This is a genomic window from Bradyrhizobium oligotrophicum S58 (assembly GCF_000344805.1).
GTDB lineage: Bacteria > Pseudomonadota > Alphaproteobacteria > Rhizobiales > Xanthobacteraceae > Bradyrhizobium > Bradyrhizobium oligotrophicum.
This window is the reverse complement of record NC_020453.1, coordinates 1,471,615-1,492,673: the sequence shown is the minus strand read 5'-3', so window position 1 is coordinate 1,492,673 and position 21,059 is coordinate 1,471,615. Positions and strand designations below refer to the sequence as shown.

The 21,059-nt window shown below is 65.5% G+C and carries 18 protein-coding genes; 6 read left to right on the top strand and 12 right to left on the bottom strand.

The annotated features are described in order from the left end of the window. Nucleotides 1-27: 27 nt before the first annotated feature. The 6 genes from S58_RS06445 to S58_RS06420 all read right to left on the bottom strand — a co-directional run bounded on the left by S58_RS06445 (nt 28) and on the right by S58_RS06420 (nt 4,568). On the bottom strand, nt 28-345 hold the full coding sequence (locus S58_RS06445) for a proton-translocating transhydrogenase family protein (RefSeq protein ID WP_015664450.1): 318 nt from the start codon (nt 343-345) through the stop codon (nt 28-30). A gap of 11 nt (nt 346-356) precedes the next feature. Then, complete coding sequence (locus S58_RS06440; RefSeq protein WP_015664449.1) at nt 357-1,484, bottom strand: Re/Si-specific NAD(P)(+) transhydrogenase subunit alpha; 1,128 nt, start codon at nt 1,482-1,484, stop codon at nt 357-359. Nucleotides 1,485-1,622: 138 nt separating this feature from the next. Then, entirely contained in the window at nt 1,623-1,775 is a 153-nt protein-coding gene (locus tag S58_RS06435) for an aa3-type cytochrome c oxidase subunit IV (protein ID WP_015664448.1), read from the bottom strand. 108 nt (nt 1,776-1,883) lie between these two features. Further along, nucleotides 1,884-2,279: a type II toxin-antitoxin system death-on-curing family toxin gene (locus S58_RS06430; protein ID WP_015664447.1), complete on the bottom strand. Its 396-nt coding sequence runs from the start codon at nt 2,277-2,279 to the stop codon at nt 1,884-1,886. Then, the gene (locus S58_RS06425) at nt 2,276-2,500 is read right to left on the bottom strand and encodes an AbrB/MazE/SpoVT family DNA-binding domain-containing protein (RefSeq protein ID WP_015664446.1); all 225 of its coding nucleotides are present in this window, start codon (nt 2,498-2,500) and stop codon (nt 2,276-2,278) included. Before S58_RS06425 ends, S58_RS06430 begins: the two co-directional genes overlap by 4 nt. Nucleotides 2,501-2,579: 79 nt before the next feature. After that, nucleotides 2,580-4,568, bottom strand: coding sequence for a M3 family oligoendopeptidase (locus tag S58_RS06420; RefSeq protein ID WP_015664445.1), 1,989 nt, complete (start codon nt 4,566-4,568; stop codon nt 2,580-2,582). Nucleotides 4,569-4,688: 120 nt separating this feature from the next. On the opposite strand from S58_RS06420, the gene S58_RS06415 reads away from it, so the two are divergent. The 3 genes from S58_RS06415 to S58_RS06405 all read left to right on the top strand — a co-directional run bounded on the left by S58_RS06415 (nt 4,689) and on the right by S58_RS06405 (nt 10,584). Further along, nucleotides 4,689-6,182 carry a sigma-54-dependent transcriptional regulator gene (locus tag S58_RS06415; RefSeq protein ID WP_015664444.1) on the top strand — a complete coding sequence of 498 codons (1,494 nt, stop codon included), beginning with the start codon at nt 4,689-4,691 and terminating at the stop codon, nt 6,180-6,182. A gap of 358 nt (nt 6,183-6,540) precedes the next feature. Then, on the top strand, nt 6,541-8,652 hold the full coding sequence (locus S58_RS06410) for a L,D-transpeptidase family protein (RefSeq protein WP_042338863.1): 2,112 nt from the start codon (nt 6,541-6,543) through the stop codon (nt 8,650-8,652). A gap of 282 nt (nt 8,653-8,934) precedes the next feature. After that, entirely contained in the window at nt 8,935-10,584 is a 1,650-nt protein-coding gene (locus tag S58_RS06405; protein WP_042340592.1) for a DUF882 domain-containing protein, read from the top strand. Nucleotides 10,585-10,695: 111 nt separating this feature from the next. On the opposite strand, the gene S58_RS06400 is transcribed toward S58_RS06405, so the two are convergent. Next, nucleotides 10,696-10,971, bottom strand: a complete 276-nt coding sequence (locus S58_RS06400) for a DUF2312 domain-containing protein (protein WP_015664441.1) — start codon at nt 10,969-10,971, stop codon at nt 10,696-10,698. 292 nt (nt 10,972-11,263) lie between these two features. Further along, nucleotides 11,264-11,566, bottom strand: a complete 303-nt coding sequence (locus tag S58_RS06395) for a DUF1244 domain-containing protein (RefSeq protein ID WP_042338860.1) — start codon at nt 11,564-11,566, stop codon at nt 11,264-11,266. A gap of 196 nt (nt 11,567-11,762) precedes the next feature. Between S58_RS06395 and S58_RS06390 the strand changes: the two genes are divergently transcribed. Continuing rightward, nucleotides 11,763-12,359, top strand: coding sequence for a DUF1036 domain-containing protein (locus tag S58_RS06390; protein WP_015664438.1), 597 nt, complete (start codon nt 11,763-11,765; stop codon nt 12,357-12,359). After that, nucleotides 12,356-13,792 (top strand): pyruvate kinase, encoded by a 1,437-nt coding sequence (gene pyk / locus S58_RS06385; RefSeq protein ID WP_015664437.1) that lies wholly within the window; start codon nt 12,356-12,358, stop codon nt 13,790-13,792. The genes S58_RS06390 and pyk overlap by 4 nt, the downstream gene beginning before the upstream one ends. A 6-nt stretch (nt 13,793-13,798) precedes the next feature. Here the strand turns inward: pyk and S58_RS06380 are convergent, their stop codons facing one another. The 3 genes from S58_RS06380 to S58_RS06370 form a co-directional block, all read right to left on the bottom strand. After that, on the bottom strand, nt 13,799-15,412 hold the full coding sequence (locus S58_RS06380; protein WP_015664436.1) for a glycosyltransferase family 87 protein: 1,614 nt from the start codon (nt 15,410-15,412) through the stop codon (nt 13,799-13,801). A gap of 109 nt (nt 15,413-15,521) precedes the next feature. Then, entirely contained in the window at nt 15,522-16,196 is a 675-nt protein-coding gene (locus S58_RS06375) for a TetR/AcrR family transcriptional regulator (RefSeq protein ID WP_015664435.1), read from the bottom strand. A 157-nt stretch (nt 16,197-16,353) separates the two neighbouring features. Further along, nucleotides 16,354-17,580 (bottom strand): glycosyltransferase family 87 protein, encoded by a 1,227-nt coding sequence (locus tag S58_RS06370; protein WP_015664434.1) that lies wholly within the window; start codon nt 17,578-17,580, stop codon nt 16,354-16,356. Between the two features lie 181 nt (nt 17,581-17,761). Between S58_RS06370 and S58_RS06365 the strand changes: the two genes are divergently transcribed. After that, nucleotides 17,762-18,967, top strand: coding sequence for an alpha/beta hydrolase family protein (locus tag S58_RS06365; protein ID WP_015664433.1), 1,206 nt, complete (start codon nt 17,762-17,764; stop codon nt 18,965-18,967). Nucleotides 18,968-19,100: 133 nt separating this feature from the next. Here S58_RS06365 and ftsH read toward each other — a convergent pair whose 3' ends face one another. After that, nucleotides 19,101-21,023 (bottom strand): ATP-dependent zinc metalloprotease FtsH, encoded by a 1,923-nt coding sequence (gene ftsH / locus S58_RS06360; protein WP_015664432.1) that lies wholly within the window; start codon nt 21,021-21,023, stop codon nt 19,101-19,103. Between the last annotated feature and the right edge of the window lie 36 nt (nt 21,024-21,059).

The window sequence follows — 21,059 nt, the reverse complement described above, 5'->3', positions numbered from 1 at the left end:
CCTGTCATCCCGCGTCGTGCGGCGTTGTTACTTGGACTTCTTCTTGTACATCGCCAGCATGCGCTGGGTGACCAGGAAGCCTCCGAAGATGTTCACGCAGGCGAAGATCAGCGCGATGAAGCCGAAGGCCCGCGCCAGACCGCTGCCGCTCGACACCATGGGAACGCCGACCGCGAGCAGCGCGCCGACCACGATCACCGAGGAGATCGCGTTGGTGACCGACATCAGCGGCGTGTGCAGCGCCGGCGTCACCGACCACACGACGAAATAGCCGACGAAAACCGCCAGCACGAAGATCGACAGCCGGAAGACGAACGGATCGACGGCTTGGACGACATGCTCCATGGCTTTGCTCCTTAGGCCTTCGGCTGGAAGTTCGGGTGGACGATGGCGCCGTCCTTTGTCAAAGCCGTGGCCTTGACCAGTTCATCGTCCCAATTGACGGCGAGCGCCTTGTCCTTCTTGTCGATCATCGTCTCGATGAAGGAGAACAGGTTGCGCGCGTAGAGGCTGGAGGCCGAGGCGGCGACCCGGCCTGCGAGATTGGGGTAGCCGATGATCTTGACGCCGTCGATCTCGACGGTCTCGCCGAGCTTGACGCCCTCGACGTTGCCGCCGCGCTCGACCGCGAGGTCGACCAGCACGGAGCCCGGGCGCATCGACTTCACCATCTCCATGGTGACAAGGCGCGGAGCGGGACGGCCGGGGATCAGCGCGGTCGTGATGATGACGTCCTGCTTCTTGATGTGTTCCGCCGTCAGAGCAGCCTGCTTGGCCTGGTACTCTTTCGACATTTCCTTGGCGTAGCCGCCGGCGGTCTGCGCGTTCTTGAACTCCTCGTCCTCGACCGCCAGGAACTTGGCGCCGAGACTTTCCACCTGCTCCTTGGTGGCCGGACGCACGTCGGTGGCCGAGACCATGGCGCCGAGCCGGCGCGCGGTCGCGATCGCCTGCAGGCCGGCGACGCCGACGCCCATCACGAAGACCTTCGTCGCCGGCACGGTGCCGGCCGCGGTCATCATCATCGGAAAGGCCCGGCCGAACGCCTCGGCGCCCTCGATGACGGCGCGGTAGCCGGCGAGGTTCGCCTGGCTCGACAGCACGTCCATCACCTGCGCGCGGGTGATGCGCGGCATCAGCTCCATCGCAAACGAGGCAATGCCGGCATCGGCCATCGCCTTGAGCGCGGCGTCGTTGCCGTAAGGGTCCATGATCGCGAAGACCAGCGTGCCGCGTCGGTAATTGGCGAGCTCGGAGGCTTCCGGCCGCTTCACCTTGATGATGATGTCGGCGTCCTTGAGCGCATCCGCGCTCACGGTTGCGCCCGCCGCCGTGAACTCCGAATCCGGCAGGCCGGACTTGATGCCGGCGCCGGGTTCGACGGCGATCTCGGCGCCCAACGCCTTGAACTTCTTCACCGTGTCGGGAGAGGCGGCGACCCGCGGCTCCAACGGGTCGATTTCCTTGGCGACGGCAATCTTCATGAGGCCTCCGGCGCGAATGCGCGCGCGAGCTTTAAAGGGCGGGACGTCTACTGGCTTCAGCACGACGCTTGGTGAGCGATCGGCTTCGGCAGTCAACTGAAAGCCCGTCGGCGGGGACGCCGGCGGGCCGAGGCGACATTAAACGAGGAAAATAGCCATCAAGATGACGATCAGAGCGACGCTGATCGAGCCATACTTCACCAGCTTGATGAAGCCCTCATAGGTCGCCTCATGCGCCGCATAGTCGTTGCCGTCAGCCGTCGAGTAGGCGATCTCGCCATGGTTTGCCATCGGGGTCCCCCAAAAGAAGAAATTGCTTTGTTAAGGTCGCATACCTCAAAGCCGATGCAAGGGCAACGGCTGGCATGCAAGGTGGTTTTATCGGTTTTTCCGATCGCTCTATTGGGGAGGCCAATTATCGCGAATCCAGCGGGTCAGGCTGGCCTCGCTGACCTCGCCGGCAGCGAGGGCGAGGATGACGGTCGTGGCGTGGGCCGGATCCGGCGCGAACGCTATCTCGTTTCTTCGCAGAAACGTCATCATCGCCATGAAGGCGATGCGCTTGTTGCCATCGACGAAGGCGTGGTTCTTGGCCAAGCCAAATGCGTAGGCTGCAGCAAGCTCAGGCAGCGTCGCCTGCTCATAGCTCCATTTGTTGATCGGCCGCTCCAGGGCCGATCGCAGCATGCCCTCGTCGCGCAGTCCAGGCGCGCCGCCGAACCTGCGCAGCTGCCGGGCGTGGATCGCGATGGCCTGCTCGTAGGTGATCCCGAGCGGCTCTTGCGGCTCGCTCATTTGGCGAGCGCGGCAAGGGTGTCGCGATACTCATCCATGATCTCGTCAGCGATCTCCATCGTCCGCTCGAAATCCGGATCGTAGGGCAGCGCCTGGAACCCGCCGCCGGGCAACTCAACGATATGCAACTGCTGACCGCGCTTGAGATCGAGCCGCTGCATCAGCTCGCGCGGCAGCAGCAGGCCGTCGGAATTACCGATCTTCTTGATCTCGATCTTCATGGGCCGATCCATCGAAAACGGGCGCGTTATACAGATGTATAACACGCCCGTTGTTGCGTTCAACAAATGTTTTACACCCTTACCCCATCGCCTCGAGCTCGTCGATCATGCCGGCGATCACCGACAGGCCACCATCCCAGAATTTGGGATCCTTGGCGTCCAGGCCGAACGGCTTGAGCAGCTCGGAATAGTGCTTGGTGCCGCCGGCCGCGAGCATCGCCAGATAGCGCTCGGCAAAGCCGTCGGCGGCGTGCTCGTAGACGGCGTAGAGCGAGTTCACCAGACAGTCGCCGAACGCGTAGGCGTAGACGTAGAACGGCGAATGGATGAAGTGCGGGATGTACATCCAGAAATTCTCGTAGCCCGGCTTGATCTCGATCGCCTCGCCGAGGCTCTCGGTCTGCACCGACAGCCAGATCTGCCCCAACCGCTCCGCGGTGAGCTCTCCGTTCTTACGCTCGGTGTGCACGGCGCGCTCGAACGAATAGAACGCGATCTGCCGCACCACCGTATTGATCATGTCCTCGACCTTGCCGGCAAGCAGCGCCTGGCGCTGCCTGGCATCCTTGGTCTCCGACAACAGCCGCTTGAAGGTCAGCATCTCGCCGAACACGCTTGCGGTCTCCGCCAAGGTCAGCGGCGTCGGCGCCATCAGCGCGCCGTTCTTGGCCGCGAGCACCTGGTGCACGCCATGGCCGAGCTCATGCGCGAGCGTCATCACGTCGCGCGGCTTGCCCTGGTAGTTCATCAGCACATAGGGATGCGCCGACGGCGTGGTCGGATGCGAGAATGCGCCGGGCGCCTTGCCCGGCCGCACCGGCGCATCGATCCAGCTGTCGTCGAAGAAGCGCTGCGCGATGTCGGCCATTTCCGGCGAGAAGCCGCGATAGGCCGTCAGCACCATGTTCTTCGCTTCCGGCCAGGCGATGGTGGCATTGGCGGCGAATGGCAGCGGCGCATTGCGGTCCCAATGCGCGAGCTTCTTCTTTTTGAACCAGCGCGCCTTGAGCTGATAGTAGCGATGCGACAGCTTCGGATAGGCCGCGCGCACCGACGCCACCAGCGCATCGACCACCTCGCGCTCGACGCGGTTGTTGAGGTGGCGGGAGTCGGCGACGTCCTGGAAGCCGCGCCAGCGGTCGGAGATGTCCTTGTCCTTGGCGAGCGTGTTGGTGATCAGCGCGAAGGTGCGCTCATTGGCCTTGAAGGTCTTGGCCAGCGCCTCGGCGGCCGCCTTGCGCTTGGCGCCGTCACGGTCCTGCAGGAAGTTCAGCGTCGGCTCGATCGCGAGTTCCTTGGCCCCGACCTGGAAGCGGAGGCCGGCGATGGTCTGGTCGAACAGCCGGTTCCAGGCCGAGTATCCGGTCTGCGATTTCTCGTGGAACAGCTGCTCCACCCGGTCCTCGAGCTGATAGGGCTTGTCTTTGCGCAGATCCTCGATCCACGGCCGATAGTGGCCGAGCGCGGGCGTCTCCATCGCGCGCTCGATCACGGCGTCGTCGATGCGGTTGAGCTCGAGCGGGAAGAACAGCAGATGCGTCGACGCGGCCGTCAGCCGCTCCGAGATGTCGCCGTAGAACTTCGAGATCGCGGGATCGACGCTGTCGCCGGCATGCGCGAGCCCGGCGAACGAGCCGAGCCGCCCGGCGAGATCGTCGATCGCCTCATAGCGTCGCACCGCGCCTGCGAGCCATTCGCCGCCGTCCTCGCGCGCGACGTGCTCGGCGAGCTTGCCCTTGTAGTCGGTCTCAAACGCGACGCATTCAGAATCCATCTTCGCGAGATCGTGAGCAATCTCCGGCGCCTCGATGCCCATATAAAGGTCGCCGAGATTCCATTCGGGCAGCGCACCGATGCCGGTCTTCGCTGCGGCCGCCTTCTTTGCCGGCTTGGCAGATGATTTGGCCGTTGCACCACGCGCAGCCCTGACCACTGCCGGCTTCGGCTTGGACGTCGATTTGGCTGCGGGCTTGGCCGTGGGCTTCTTCGCCGGCTTGGCCTTGGCGGCTTTGGTCTGGAGTGCGGATCGGGTCGGCTTGCGAAGGGCAGAAGAGGCGCGCGAGGTCATCGGATGGGTAACCTGTTGTTCGAACGTGTATCCCGATCAGCGAGGTTTAAGGTTGCGTTAATCGGCGTCGGCGAGAGTGCCCCGATTCGAGACAGATAGTCGTAGCGTGCAAGGAAAGCCATGGCTGCCAGCATTTTGATTGCCGATGATGATCCGGTCCAGCGCCGGCTGGTGGAGAACATGGTTCAGAAATGCGGCTACGAGGCGGTCGTCGTCGAGACCGGCGATGCCGTCATCGAAAAGCTGACCCATCCCGACGCCGGCCCCATCGACGCCATCGTGCTCGATCTCGTGATGCCTGGCCTCGACGGCATGGGCGTCCTGTCCAAGATGCGCGAGATGGGCATCTCGATCCCCGTGATCGTACAGACCGCGCATGGCGGCATCGACAATGTGGTCTCGGCGATGCGCGCCGGCGCCCAGGATTTCGTCGTCAAGCCGGTCGGCATCGAGCGGCTGCAGGTCTCCTTGCGCAATGCGCTCAATACCTCGGCCTTGAAGGGCGAATTGCAGCGCATCCGGCACAGCCGCGAAGGGCGGCTGACCTTCGCCGACATCATCACGCGCGCGGAGGCCATGGCACCGATCCTGCGCATCGCGGAAAAGGCGGCGGCCTCGTCGATCCCCGTCCTGATCGAGGGCGAATCAGGCGTCGGCAAGGAGCTGTTCGCCCGCGCCATCCATGGCACCAGCGAGCGCAAGATGAAGCCGTTCGTCGCGGTCAATTGCGGCGCGATTCCGGACAATCTGGTGGAATCGATCCTGTTCGGTCACGAGAAGGGCGCATTCACTGGCGCGACCGAGCGCCACACCGGCAAGTTCGTCGAAGCGCATGGCGGCACGCTGTTCCTCGACGAGGTCTCCGAGCTGCCGCTCACGGCCCAGGTCAAGCTGTTGCGTGCGCTGCAGGAAGGTGCGGTCGAGGCGGTCGGAGGCCGCAAGCCGGTGAAGGTCGACGTTCGCATCATCTCGGCGACCAATCGCCGCCTGCTCGATCGCGTCAAGGAAGGTCACTTTCGCGAGGACCTGTTCTACCGGCTGCACGTGCTGCCGCTGACCATTCCGCCGTTGCGGGCGCGCCGCGAGGATATCCCGCATCTGCTGCGCCATTTTCTCGCGCGCTTCGCAGCCGAGGAGAACCGGACTGTTTCGGGCATCGCCGGCGAGGCCGTCGCCTATCTGACCAGGCTCGACTGGCCCGGCAACATCCGCCAGCTCGAAAATGCGGTCTATCGCGCGGTTGTCATGAGCGAGAGCGACCAGCTCGGCGTCGCGGACTTTCCGCTGATCCCGACTCACGTGGCGCCGGTCGAGCCCGCGCCTGCGCTGATGGTGGAGCGCCCCATCGACCTTGCGCTGCCCTCCCTGGTGCCGGGTAGCGAAGTACCCATCGCCCCCCTGACCTCGCATGGCAGCCTGCCGATGCTGACCGCGGGCGGGGACGTGCGTCCGCTGGAGGAGATGGAGCATGAGATCATCCGCTTCGCCATCGCCCATTACCGCGGCCAGATGTCGGAGGTGGCGCGCCGTCTCAAAATCGGACGCTCGACGCTCTATCGCAAGCTCGACGAAGCCAATGGTGAGACCCAGTCGACGGAGTCGCCGCCGCTGTGAGCAATGCAGCCAAGCGTGGGAACATCGCTGCGCTCTGCTCCCGTCCGAAAATCGCCGCAAGGGCGCGCAACAAGGGAACATCTGAACCGTTGCCTTGCGGTGACAGACAAAGGAAATAACGCGTGGCACAAACGCACGATCGGTGTGGCCGGGGTTTCCCAAGAGTCAGTTTGTCGTGAGTTGTCCCGTGTGGCGCTGGCCGCAGAAATGGGGCTTGAGTATCGTTTGGGCGTGAATCATTGCGTACAGGCGTGACCCATTCTCACGAGCGGTGCTCGAGCCGAAGCTGGCGGGCAGAGATCGACCTTGTTACCGACCCTGTTCCGGCCGACGGGACAGATCATCCGAGGGATTGACGATGCGAGATTGTGTGACCACCCGTGGCGGATATGACCGCGTGCTGATGGCTGTCGCGGCAACCTTCCTCGCGGTGTCCGCGACCTCGGCCCTGGCCCAGGGGGACACGCCTCGCAACAGCGCCGCCGAACTGGCCATCGACGCGGCGATCCCGCTCCCTGAGCCGGCCAATGTGCCGCCGCCGACCGCGAGCGACTTCAAGCCCGACACGACCGCGACCGTTTCGCCCAACCAGGCCAAGGCGCCCGAGACCAGCAAGCCGGTCGAGTCCGTCGCGGCGCCCGTCGCCGATCCTGCCAAGTCCGTGGTCAGCCCGCCTCCGGCGGCCACCGCTACGGCACCGGAACCGGCGAAGGATCCGGTCAAGGCTGCGAGCAACGTCCCTGCTGCCGACCAGCCGGTCGCCGACCGTCTCCGTGATCTGATGGCCACCAAGGGCCCGCGTTATTTCGACCGCAAGGCCGAGCGCGCGGCGGTCGAGAAATTCTACGCCGGTCGCGACTACGCACCGATCTGGACGCAGGGCGGCAACCTGACGACGGCCGCCAACGGTGTGATCGCCCGCCTGAAGGACGCGGCCTTCGACGGTCTCAATCCTGCCGACTATCCGGTTCCGGACTTCGCCGCTGCTGCATCCACGCCGGACGCGCTGGCGGAAGCCGACCTCAAGCTGACCGAAAGCATGCTCGACTATGCGCGCCAGGCGCAGAGCGGTCGCATGCATTGGTCGCAGGTGTCGGCCGACATCCAGTATCCCGAGCATCCGGTCGATCCGAACGAGGTGCTGGCCAACGTCACCGGCGCCAAGGACGCCTCCGCGGCGCTGGAAGGCTACAACCCGCCGCACAAGCTGTACAAGCTGCTGCGCGCCAAGCTCGCCGAGCTGCGCGGCGGCCATGACGGCGCGCCCGTTATCATCGACGACGGCGAACCGCTGAAATACACCCCGGCCCGCGGCAAGAACGCGCCGGAGGCCGAGGCGCAGATGTCCGATCCGCGTGTGCCCAAGCTGCGCGCCAAGCTCGGTATCACCGAGAACGCCGACGACATCCGCTATGACGCCAAGGTCGCGGCCGCGGTCCGCAAATTCCAGGAAAACGCCGACCTCAAGCCGACCGGCGTGCTCGACGACCGCACCGTCAAGGCGCTCAATACGCCCAAGCGCGACAAGCAGATCGACACGATCCTGGTCAACATGGAGCGCTGGCGCTGGCTGCCGCGCGACCTCGGCGCGCCGTCGATCGGCGACGCCTATGTGATCCTCAACATCCCCGACTACACGCTGAAGGTGATGCAGCACGGCGCCCAGGTCTGGACCACCCGCGTCGTCACCGGCAAGCCCGGCCAGCACGCCACGCCGCTGCTCAGCGAGACGATGAAGTTCATCACGGTCAATCCGACCTGGAACGTGCCGCCGTCGATCATCTACAACGAATACCTGCCCGCCCTGCAGCAGGATCCGACCGTGCTCGACCGCATGGGACTGCGGCTGGAGCGCGCGCGTGACGGCTCGATCCACATCTCGCAGCCGCCGGGCGAGGCCAATGCGCTCGGCCGCATCCGCTTCAACTTCCCGAACAAGTTCCTGGTCTATCAGCACGACACGCCGGACAAGAACCTGTTCGCCCGTGACGAGCGCGCCTTCAGCCATGGCTGCATGCGCGTGCAGTATCCGGATCAGTACGCGTCGGTGCTGCTCAACATCGCAATGCCGGGCGAGCGCTACTCACCCGAGCGCATCCGCAGCATGTACGGCTCGAGCGAGATCGACCTGAAATTCGCGACGCCGATCCCGGTCAACATCACCTACCAGACCGCCTTCGTCGACGACGCCGGCAAGCTGCAATTCCGCAAGGACGTCTACGGCCGCGACGCGACCATGATCTCGATCCTGAAGAACGGCCGCGGCAAGGATCTCGAAAACGTCGTCGCCCACGCCCAGCCCAGCTACGCGCGTCCGAAGGGCCCGCTGCCGAGCTCGGTCAACGTCAGCGACAACAGCTTCTCGTCGAACTCCGGCCCGAACTTCTTCGAACGCCTGTTCGGCGGCGGTGGTCAGCCGACCCCGCCGGCGCCGGTCGGCCGCCCGTCGCGGCGGGTCTTCACCCGCTGATCGGTCTGGTCCCCGGCCCTAAAATTCTGATTTGAGATCAAAGACCTCGTCGAAGGTGACACCTTCGGCGAGGTTTTTTGGTTTTGGTTAACCACAATGATCAACCAGGATTCGATGGCACTTTTTCGCCACACTCAAGAGTATATGTTAAGGGTAATTGGGGGGCGGGCCGGTCAGTATCCCTTAACCATCCCGCCTTAGGTAAGCGTTTCCTCTCTCTTCCGCCGGACGGGCCGCAAGAGGGTATTCGAGTAAACGCTCGTCGACGGGGTGGGCTGCATCTTGCTGTCTGGTTTCGCGCGCCAATCGCGTTCTCTGCCCAGGTCGGGATGGAATGCTGTATGCCGCTACGGTCTGGCATCACTGCTCCTGCTGCTGGGAGCGGGTACGGTGCGCGACGCCGAGGCCCTGAACGAAAACCGCACACTCTCCTTCCACCACACCCATTCCGGCGAAGACCTGACGGTCACCTTCAAGCGCGAAGGCCGCTACGACGAAGACGCGCTGAAGAAGCTCAACCATTTCCTGCGCGACTGGCGCACTCAGGATGAGACGGTCATGGACCGCCGCCTGTTCGACATCCTTTGGGAAGTCTATCGCGACGTCGACGGCAAGCAGCCGATCCAGATCATCTCGTCGTATCGCTCCCCCGCCACCAATTCGATGCTGCGGCGGCGTTCGGCGCATACCGGGGTGGCCCGCCACAGCCAGCACATGCTGGGCCATGCGATGGACTTCTACATCCCCAATGTGCCGCTCGAGCAGATCCGTTATGCCGGCCTGCGCCTGCAGCGCGGCGGCGTCGGCTTCTACCCGACATCCGGCTCGCCCTTCGTGCATCTCGACACCGGCAACATCCGGCACTGGCCGCGGATGACGGCCGACCAGCTCGCGCGGGTGTTCCCGGACGGCAAGACCGTGCATGTTCCGAGCAACGGCGTGCCGCTCAAGGGCTATGAGCTGGCCAAGGCCGAGGTCGAGAAGCGCGGCACCGGTGATGACGCCTCGTCTGGCCAGTCCAACCTGTTTGCACGCCTGTTCCGCGGACGTCCGAGCGAGGATGACGACGAGGCGGGCGAAAGCGAGAGCAAGGCCGACACCAAGCCGATCCAGACCGCCGCGCTCAGCGCCAAGACTCCAGACAACAAGACCGCCGACAAGCCGTCGGACAAGGACAGCCGCAGCGCCGACCGCTCGGCGGACAACAAGCCGCCGACCGCCCGTGGCAAGATCGCCAACGCCTTGCAGCTGGCGTCGGCCGATTCGCAGGTTGCGCAGCCGGTGGCTGCCAAGTCCGAGACCACGAGTGCCATCGCCGGCGCGTCCCGCGACGGCGGCCCGCAGAGCGTCGCCGACATCATCAATTCGCGCGGCTTCTGGGGCGACAACCCCGCCACGCCCAAGCAAGCCACGCCCGAGCAGGTCGCCGCGATCACGGCGCGCCGCGCGCTGTCGTCGATCGATCAACCGCAGACCGCAAGCCTGATGCAGGCGATGGCCTTCGCGCCGCCGGCCTCGTCGCCGATCGATCGCGCCAACAGCACAGCCCCGATCCCGGTGCGGAATTCCCGTCCAGCGGCCCGCAGCGCGGCGCCGGCCCCGGAGACGGCCTCGCCGGCCGCCAAGAGCGGACAGAGCCAGGATGGTCTGATCACGATGGCAACGCGGCTCTCGGCCGCCAAAGGCCCGGATTCGACCTGGATGCGGGCCATCATGCTGACGCCGAGTGCTTCGTCATCCATGTCGGTCACGAAAATGGGCGACCCGGATCTGACCGTGATGCGCAGCTATTTCGTCAAGCCGCAGATCGCACTGGCGATGAGCTTCGCCGCCGATCCGTCGCCGGGATTGAGCTACGACCAGTTCACCGGCCCGGCGATCATCAAGCTCGAAACCAAATCCTTCACGATGCGCGCGGCAGCCTTGCGCTGACCAGCGCCGGCGTCCTCCCCTCCGGTCCTGCTCCCAGAACGCAGATGTCCCCGTCGATTGAATTCGGGGACATCTGACGTTTCGAAGAAATCGGAAGCAGACGCCGTCGGCTCAGAGCATTCCGAGCGCCTGCATGTAGGTCTCGAGGATGCTTTCCTCTTCCTGGCGCTCGTTCGGGTCCTGCTTGCGCAGCCGGATGATGGTGCGCAGCGCCTTGACATCGAAGCCGTTGCCCTTGCTCTCGGCATAGACGTCCTTGATGTCTTCGGAGATGGCCTTCTTCTCCTCCTCCAGCCGCTCGATGCGCTCGATGATCGACTTGAGCTGATCTACGGCAAAGCGGGTCGCGGGCGAGTCGTCGTCCTTCGCGGCTGCGGGGGGGACCATCTGATACTCCTGAGTGGAACTGGTGTGTCCAATGACGGCGCCGAGGCGGCGCGCGTGTTGGCCGCGACCCTCAAATCTGGCGTGCTCTGCGTCAAGGCAACATCGCCCCTCATCCACAGAGCGCCCACATGTTGTTGGCCTGCGTGACCTGAAGCGCACGCAGGCCAACCGCGCGGCTTGCGTTCCGGTCGTCATCCGGCGCAGCGCCCGATTCGCAGGCCCCCGGAGCCGCAGCGGCCTCGGCAGAAGCGGCCGGGAAGCTCACATCCCGATCGCCACGTCTTAGCCGGACTCAGTGACCGGGGTGCACCTTCTTCATGGTTTCGAGCTGCTCGGCGCTGGCCTCGCGCTGATACCTGGTCTTCCACTCCTCGTAGGGCATGCCGTAGACCGCCTCGCGGCTCTCATCCCGGGTCATCGGCGCGCCCTTGGCCTCGGCTGCGTCCTTCAGCCAGTTGGACAGGCAGTTGCGGCAGAACCCGGCCAGATTCATCAGGTCGATGTTCTGAACGTCGGTTCTCGTCCGCAGATGCTCGACCAGCCTGCGGAAGGCGGCAGCTTCGAGTTCGGTCCGGGTGGTGCTGTCCATCGTCATCTCTTTCGTTCCCTGTTCCGCGGCGTGACGGATGTCTGCTATATAATGCGGCTTGGTCGCAGGTTTGGCCATATCGCAGCACCGTCACCGGCGCGAGGAGATCGACCGCACCCGCCGTCGCCACGACATCGCCTCGCCATCGACGGCCGCGGCCAAGTCACGCGACATCATTCAACGTTTGATATAGCGTCCCGCAATGATCGCCAAAACCTCCTCCGTCCTGCATCGCATTCCTCATCCTCCAGGTTTCGGACTGCTTTCGCTGCTTGGACTGGCCGCGCTGTGCCTGTCGTCCAGCCCTGCGGCGGCCGACTTCCGGCTCTGCAACAACACCTCCAGCCGGGTCGGGATCGCGCTTGGCTACAAGGATGCCGAGGGCTGGACCACCGAGGGCTGGTGGAACGTGTCGTCACGCAGCTGCGAAACCCTGCTCAAGGGCACGCTGGTCGCACGCTATTATTACATTTACGCGCTCGACTATGACCGCGGCGGCGAATGGTCCGGGCAGGCCTTCATGTGCTCGCGCGACAAGGAATTCACCATCAAGGGCACCGACAATTGCCTGGCCCGCGGCTTTGATCGCACCGGCTTCTTCGAGGTCGACACCGGCGACCAGCGCGCCTGGACGGTGCAGCTGACAGAGGCCAATGAGCAGCCGGCGCAGCAACGTGTGCCTGGCATTCCCGGGACGTTCGGTCCCGGCGGCAATGTGCCGGGCATGCCCAATGGTCCGCAGGGGGCGCCGCCCGCGGGCGCGCCAAGCCTGCCCTCCGGTCAAGCGCCCAAGCCATGAGGCGTCTGCGCCGCATCAAGATCCTCGCCACGCTCGGTCCCGCTTCCTCGGACAGCGCGATGATTCGCAAGCTGTTCGAAGCCGGAGCCGACATTTTCAGGATCAACATGAGCCACACCCCGCACGACAAGCTGCGGGAGCTGGTGGCCACGATCCGCAGCGTCGAAGCGAGCTATGGCCGGCCGATCGGCATTCTCGTCGATCTGCAGGGCCCGAAGCTGCGGGTCGGCACCTTCGCGGACGGTCCGGTCCAGTTGAACAACGGCCAGAGCTTCGTGCTGGATTCCGACAAGACGCCCGGCGACGCGACGCGGGTGTACCTGCCGCATCCCGAGATCCTGGCCGCCCTGCAGCCCGGCCACGCATTGCTGCTCGATGACGGCAAGGTCCGCCTGATCGCCGAGGAGACCTCGCCGACCCGCGCCGTTACGCGGGTCGTGATCGGCGGCAAGATGTCCGACCGCAAGGGTGTCAGCCTGCCCGACACGGATCTGCCGGTCTCGGCGATGACGCCGAAGGACCGCGCCGACCTCGAAGCGGCCTTGACCATCGGCATCGATTGGATCGCGCTGTCCTTCGTTCAGCGCGCCGACGACGTGCTGGAGGCCAAGAAGATCATCCGCGGCCGCGCGGCCGTGATGTCCAAGATCGAGAAGCCGCAGGCGATCGACCGGCTGAACGACATCATCGACGTCTCCGACGCCCTGATGGTGGCGCGCGGCGATCTCGGCGTCGAGCTGCCGCTGGAGCGCGTGCCGGGCCTGCAGAAGCTGATGACGCGGATGGCGCGCCGCGCTGGCAAGCCGGTTGTGGTCGCGACCCAGATGCTGGAATCGATGATCCAGTCGCCGGTGCCGACGCGTGCCGAGGTCTCCGACGTCGCCACCGCCGTCTATGAGGGCGCCGACGCCATCATGCTATCGGCGGAGTCGGCGGCCGGCAAATATCCGGTCGAGGCGGTCTCGACCATGAACCGGATCGGCGAGGAGGTCGAACGCGACGTGGTCTACCGCTCGGTGATCGCGGCCCAGCGCCCCGAGCCGGAATCGACCGCAGGCGATGCCATCGCGGAAGCGGCGCGCCGCATCGCCGAAAATCTCGATCTGCCCACGATCATCTGCTGGACCTCATCCGGCTCGACCGCGATCCGCGTCGCGCGTGAACGGCCGAAGCCGCCCGTGGTCGCCATCACCCCGAATCTGGCGACGGGACGCCGCTTGTCGGTCGTGTGGGGCGTGCATTGCGTGGTCGCCGACGACGCCCGCGACCAGGACGACATGGTCGAGCGCGCCGGCTCGATCGCATTCCGCGACGGCTTCGTGCGCGCCGGCCAGCGCGTCATCGTCGTCGCGGGCGTTCCGCTCGGCACGCCCGGCACGACCAACATGGTGCGCATCGCCTATGTCGGACCATCCGCCGAGGCACATCTCTGACGCGGATCAGTTATCGCCCCGATCAGGCGTCAGGCCTGCGGTCGAGGCCGCAGCTGATGATGCAGAGATCACCGGACAGGCCATGATGTCGGTGCCGTCTGCGCCTGGGATGCGCTCACAAGCGCTGGAGTCATCGATTCTGAGATCGTAGTCGGCAAGCATTTCGAGCCGCGGCGGATTGTCGGCCGGGCTATCGGCAAAATACAGCGCCCAGACGCCGCCGGGCAGCGGCTCGGCGAGGCCTTTGCGGATGCGGCGGTCTAGCACACCAGCGGGCACGATCGGAACGACGAGCTCGGACAACTGATAGACGCGCGAGCCCGCCGGCAGCAACGATGTGACGTAGCCGAGCGGCTTCTGCAGCAGCAGGAATGTCGCCGGCTCGCGCAGGGCCTGCGCGAGTTGCGGCCGATAGGGATCGGACCACGACCGCCGCATCCAGTCGCTCGGCTGCGACCCAAGCGCGACCGCGAGCGCAGCGAGAATGGTCACGGCCTGCACGCGTCGCGTCGGTGGACCGAACGGCACGGTGGGTCCACGCCAAGCGTCCATCAGCCGGATCAGCAACAACACGATCAGCGGCGCCGACAACAGTTCGAGCGCAATCAGATAGCGCTGGATCGAGAAGGCCAGCAGCCACAGGATGTAGCTGGTCGAGAAGAAGAGGATGAGACGCCGGTCGCGCAGCGGCAGCACCTCGCGCCTCTGCCACAGGCCGGAGACGACCAGCGCGATCAGCAGCACGATGACGACGGCGAAACGCGGATCGCGGAACGGCCATTCCGACGAGGGATGCTCGCCGATCACCCAATAGAACGGAAAAGCGAGCGCATCGATCAGTCCCGACGGCATGAAGCGCGTATCGGCGATCGAGACCAGCGGCGCCTCGGGTGAACGGAAGATCGTATTGTAGAACGGATAGAGCGGACTGCCGTAGTCGCGCGCCATCTTCAGCGCCCACGGCCCTGCGGTGACGATCAAAGCCAGCGCGCTGCCCGTGCCAAAGCCAAGGATTGCGCGCAGCGGCCGCGCGACCAGCAGCAGCGAGACGCCGGCACCGACCAGGAAGGTGGCATTGGTGAGCTTCAACCCGGTGGCGGCGCCGACCAGGAGGCCGGCCAACACAAATCGTCGGCCGCGATCGTCGTCATCACTGAACATCAGAGCGACACCCGCCAGGATCGGCATCGCGGTCAGGATATCGGCAAAGCTGGTGCCGACCTCGGACAAGGCCATCGGGCTCAGCGCCGCGATGATGAGAGTTGCGCTGAGCGTGACGGCGCCGGCCGCTCGCCCGAGCAGCACCCGGCTCACCCACCACACAAGCGCGAGATTGAGCCCGTGCAGCGCACCGAGCGCAATCCCCCACCACTGCGCGCCGAGCCCGTGGCGCATCCCATAGGGCAGCAGGTAGATGAGCGGGTTGAGAAAGCTCTGGAAGCCGCCGGGCGCGACGTCGACATCGAAGCGGCCGTGCACGAGGGCGAAGCCCGCGTAGTCGTGATAGTTCTGCCAGTCCCAGTTGATGTCTTCACCGGCGGAGTAGGCATAGATGGCGCCGGCCAACGCCGATCCGGCGATCACGGGCAGCGCGGCCAGATGGTTGCGTGCGGAGGACATAGATCGAGGGAATACCTGGACACCGGGGCAAAGGCGGCCCCGGGGGCACGCCGCTCCCACGATCACCGCGCGGCGTGAAGGCTTGCTTAAGCCGCAGCCCGTGGTCCGGCTAAGCGCCGACCAGGCTCTTGACCGGCAGCACGGCCTGCACGACCAGACCGCGGGCGCGCGCATCCATCACGCCAACCGCGCGCAGCGCCAGCAAGGTGACGGCCTGGACCGTGTCCCGCAGCCTCGCGGGATCGTCGAGCGTGTCGGTCGCGAGCGGGCCCACCAGCGCTTCGTGCAGCGCGCCGAGCAGCGCGGTCGCCGCCAGCTGGGTATCCTGTGCCGGAAGATGGCCGGCGCGCACCGCCGCATCGATCCGCGAGGCGATCTCGCCGACGATGTCGCGGCGGCTGGCGATGCGCGATGCCGTCACGTCGACGTCGACCGGCTCGGCCAGAATGCCCCAGGCGAGCTTGCGCTGCGACAGGACGTGGACGGCGACGGTGGAGACGGCGGCGGCCAGGGCCGAGGACGGGCCGGGTGCTGCGTCGGCGGCACGCCGGACGGCGGCCAGCTCATCGCGCGACACCTCGGCGATCAGTTCGGAGATGAGATCGGCCTTCGATGGGAAATAGCGGTAGACCGTTCCGGCGGCGACATTGGCGCGGATCGCGACCGGCGCGATCTGGACGGCCGACATGCCGCCCTCGGCGGCGGTGTCGCGGGCGGCGGCCAGAATCGCACTCCGGCGGGCGGCCAGCCGCTTCACCACCTGATGGGTTCGCCGATAAACCATGGCGTTTCTCGTCCCGGACGCGCCCGTCCAGGCAGCCCCGGCGAACGCTGGTTCAGTGTTTTTGGAGGATTGTCCTCGCAAATCGCTTGGAAGAACTGAACACTTGTTCAGGAAAGAAGACAAGGGGAATCATGGCTTGGTCGTTAGGACCTGCCCCTCAAGCCGTTGCGAGCGCGGATTCCGAAGGCGATGGTTGCCGCCGCCACCATGATCCGGCCCGGGCGAGCACGAGCCCGCCGACCATCAGATTGGCCGCCAGGCCGAGCGGAATGCCGGTCATCATGAACGTGATCTGCAGCGCCGCGATGCAGCCGAGCGCGGGCAACTCGTAGCGGCGGAAGCCCTCGTTGAGGCCGAGCCTGACCAGCCACGCCACGGCGATCGCCTGCACCGTCATGTCGTACATGAACAGATAGGGCGTCGTCAGCAGAAGCCCGACGGCGAGCGCTGCAGCCTTGAGCGAGTAGCGCACCGGGCTGCGCCACAGCGTCACCAGCACCACAGCGACGGCCGCGGTCAGCACCCACTGAAAGGTCCAGCCGAGCGCTTCGGAGCCGCCGAAATAGCGCACCAGCGCGAACAGGCTCTGCAGCTTCCACCAGGTCGCCTTGCCTTCGGTGAGGAAGGCCTGCGAGAACGTCGGCAGCCAGTGAAAGAAGGCGTGCCAGCTCTCGATGCCGAAGGCGAGCCACGACGTCAGCACCAGCACGAGAGCGGTGATGCTCGCAGATACGAACGCCGTCCAGCGCGGGGAAGCGATCAGCACGATCGGAAACAGCAGGCCGTATTGCGGCTTGTAGGTCAGCAGCCCGAGACAGATCCCTGCCAATACCGGACGCACCGGCAACAGATACAGCGTGCCGCCGACGAGCGCCGCGGTCAGACATCCGTTCTGCCCGACCAGCACGTTCGAGAACAGCGCCGGAAACCCGGCGGCGAGCAACAGGCCGAAGCCGCGGCCGACGATGGCGCGCATGACCAGCGCATACGGGATGAAGCTCGCATACGCCCAGGCGGCGAAGGCGAGCGCGTAGGGAAACTGCGCAAGAAAGGCCGCGACGAACAGGAACGGCGGCGGATAGTGCCAAGCGAAGTAACCAGGGAAATCCTGCTGCAGCAGGTCGAGCTCGACCTGACGCTGCACGTCCCAATCCCAGGCCAGGGCCGGATGGCCCTGCAAGGCGAGCTTGCCGGCAGCCCAGACGTTGACGAAGTCGGTGGGAATACCGAGGCCGTCCGGACGCCAGATCCAGATGCCGGACAACAGGCCCGCGGGGAAGAACGCGGCATTGACGCAGGCGAGCACGAAGCACACGGCAAACAGGCTGGCCGGGACGGCACGCTGCTGCGATGGGATCGCAGCGCCTGGAGATGTGTCGACCATATCGACCTCGCGCTCCGCGCCTGCACGGGCGCACTTCTGGTCAAGCAATAAGCGGGGAGGCTTGAAGAAGGCTTAAGCGCAGCGGCTCGAGCCCAGCCGGCCGCGGTCGCACCGATTGTTTACGCGCAGCCTGTAGCGCTTGGCGCCGATACAACCAGCAGCAGCAACCGCGGGAGTCCCCATGTTTCGCCACCGAATTCTCATCGCGCTCCTCGTCTGCACCATTTGGCCCGCAGTCGGCAGCGCCCAGGGCAAGGGCCCGGTTCGCGTCTCCTCCGACGTCAGCTATGAGTATCTCGCGCGTTGGGACGTCGCGCGGTTGAACACGATCCTGACGGTCGACACGCCGAAATTCTCCGGTGTCCCGGTCACCTACACGCCGGCGCGCACGGCCGCCCTGCTCTATCGCGTCACCTATTCCTCCGTCGTCCCCGAGCGCGGCAACAAGCCGATCACCGCAACCGGCCTGCTCGCGGTGCCCGAGGAGCACGACAAGATGCCGCCGATGGTGTCCTATCAGCATGGCACGGTGTACGGAAAACGGCAGGTGCCGTCGTTTCCGGAGCAGTCGCCCGAAACGCAGTTGATGATCGCGCAGTTCGCCGGCCAGGGCCATGTCCTGATCGGTGCCGACTACTTCGGCATGGGCCTCTCGACCGAGCCGGAAGGCTACATGGTCAAGGCCAGCCACCAGCAGGCGACCTACGACATGCTGATCGCAAGCCGGGCCGTGCTCGACCACATGAACCTCGCGACCTCCCGGCTGTCCATCGCCGGCTGGTCGCAGGGCGGCTTCGTCACCATGGCGTTTCTCGAGAAGCTCGAAAGCGCGGGCGTGCCGGTCGCAGCGGCGGCGACCGCAAGCGCACCTGTCGACGTGTTCGTCGCGCTCAACGGCTTCCTCAACTTTCCGCGCAGCAACGATGCAACCTGGGTCAACTCGCTGTTCATCCTGTCGGCATTCGCGTTCGAGAACTACTATGCCGTGCCGGGACTGGCGCGCTCGGTGATCAGCGACAGCTATTACGACGTCGCCCGCAAGGCCTATGAGCGGCAGCCCTTCAACGCCGCCGATGTCCCGGCCGACCTGCACAAGCTGCTGAAGCCGGACTATTTCGACGCGCAATATTTCGCGGCGTCGGCCTATGGCCGCCTCGTCGCCCAGACTCAGGCCTATCGCTGGATCATCAAGACGCCGGTGCGCAACTATTACGGCGAGACCGACGAGGCGATCTCGACCGGTCTCGGCCGGCTCGCGATGACCTACCAACAGGCGATCGGCGCGGGCAATGGCAAGGTCGAGGCGGTGTCGACCGGACCGACGTCGCATCGCGGCACCTTCGCGACCGCCGTACCGCAATGGAAGGCTTGGTTCGACAAGCCGTAGCCGGCACCCGCCTTCTGCACTAAAGGCCCCGTTGTCGGCAGACAACGAAAAGCCCGGCTGCGAAGCCGGGCCTGTCGTCTCGATCTCATCAGTTTCCAGATCGGAAGAGCTGATCCGACCAGCCGGATCGGCCTTACGCCTGCGGCTGCGGCTCCAGGCCTGGATCCGGATCGGGCCGCGGCCGCGGCTTGCCGGCGGGCGGCACGGCCGAAGCGCGTGGCGTCGACGGCTCGATCGCCGACTCGCGGTTCGGCTTCTTGCCCTTGATCAGATCGAGGATCTCCTCGCCGGTCAGCGTCTCGTATTCGAGCAGTCCCTGGGCGATCGCCTCCCAATCCTCGCGCTTCTCGGTGATGATGCGACGCGCCTCGAGCTCGCCGGCTTCGATCAGGCCGCGGATTTCGGAGTCGATCAGGCGGGCGGTATCGTCCGAGATGTTGGTCGAGCGCGCCACCGAATGACCCAGGAACACCTCCTGCTCATTGCTCTGGTAGCGCACACGGCCGAGCTTGTCGGACATGCCCCATTCCATCACCATCGCACGCGCGAGGTTGGTGGCCTGCTGGATGTCGCCGGTGGCACCGTTGGTCACCTTCTCCGCGCCGAACTTCTGCACCTCGGCCTCGCGGCCGCCGAACATCATGGCCAGCTTGGAGACGCACCACTCGCGGGTATGCGAGTGACGGTCGGCCTCGGGCAGCGACTGCACCATGCCGAGCGCGCGTCCGCGCGGAATGATGGTGGCCTTGTGGATCGGGTCGTGGCTCGGGACATTGAGGCCGACGATCGCATGGCCCGCCTCGTGATAGGCGGTCAGCATCTTTTCTTCCTCGGTCATGACCATCGAGCGGCGCTCGGCGCCCATCAGGACCTTGTCCTTGGCTTCCTCGAACTCGGACTGCGTCACCATCCGCTTGTTGCGGCGGGCGGCGGTCAGCGCAGCTTCGTTGACGAGGTTCATCAGGTCGGCACCGGAGAAGCCCGGCGTGCCGCGCGCGATGGTCTTGAGGTTGACGTCCGGCGCGAGCGGCACCTTGCGGACGTGCACCTTGAGGATCTGCTCGCGGCCCATGATGTCCGGATTCGACACCACCACCTGGCGATCGAAACGGCCGGGACGCATCAAGGCCGGATCGAGCACGTCGGGGCGGTTGGTGGCGGCGATCAGGATCACGCCCTCATTGGCCTCGAAGCCGTCCATCTCGACCAGCAGCTGGTTGAGGGTCTGCTCGCGCTCGTCATTGCCGCCGCCGAGACCGGCGCCGCGATGACGGCCGACCGCGTCGATTTCGTCGATGAAGATGATGCAGGGCGCGTTCTTCTTGGCCTGTTCGAACATGTCGCGGACGCGGCTCGCGCCGACGCCGACGAACATCTCGACGAAGTCAGAACCGGAGATGGTGAAGAACGGCACGTTGGCTTCGCCCGCCACCGCACGCGCGATCAGCGTCTTGCCGGTGCCGGGAGGGCCGACCAGCAGCACGCCGCGCGGAATGCGGCCGCCGAGCCGCTGGAATTTGCCGGGGTCGCGCAGGAATTCGACGATCTCCTGCAGGTCCTGCTTGGCCTCGTCGACGCCGGCGACGTCCTCGAAGGTCACGCGGCCATGCGCCTCAGTCAGCATCTTGGCGCGCGACTTGCCAAAACCCATCGCCTTGCCGGCGCCGCCCTGCATCTGGCGCGAGAGGAAGATCCAGACGCCGATCAGCGCGATGAAGGGCAGCCAGGACACCAGCAGCGACACGAACCACGGCACGTTGTCGCCCGGCGGCTTGGCCTGGATGTTGACCTTGGCGTCGTACAGGCGCTTCACGAGGTTCGGATCGCTCGGCGCGTAGGTCTGGAAGGAGGAGCCGTTCTTGAAGGTGCCGTGAATCTCCGGCCCCTGGATCACGACGTCGCGCACATTGCCCTGATCGACCTCGGTCAGCAGCTGCGAGAAGTTGATGTCGGTCGACGACGCGCGTTGCCCCGGGTTCTGAAAGAGCGTGAACAGCGCCAACAGCAATAAGACAATAATGACCCAAAGGGCGAAATTGCGCAGATTGGCGTTCATCGATTTTCCTTCGTGGTCGCGCGGATCGCGGCCGTT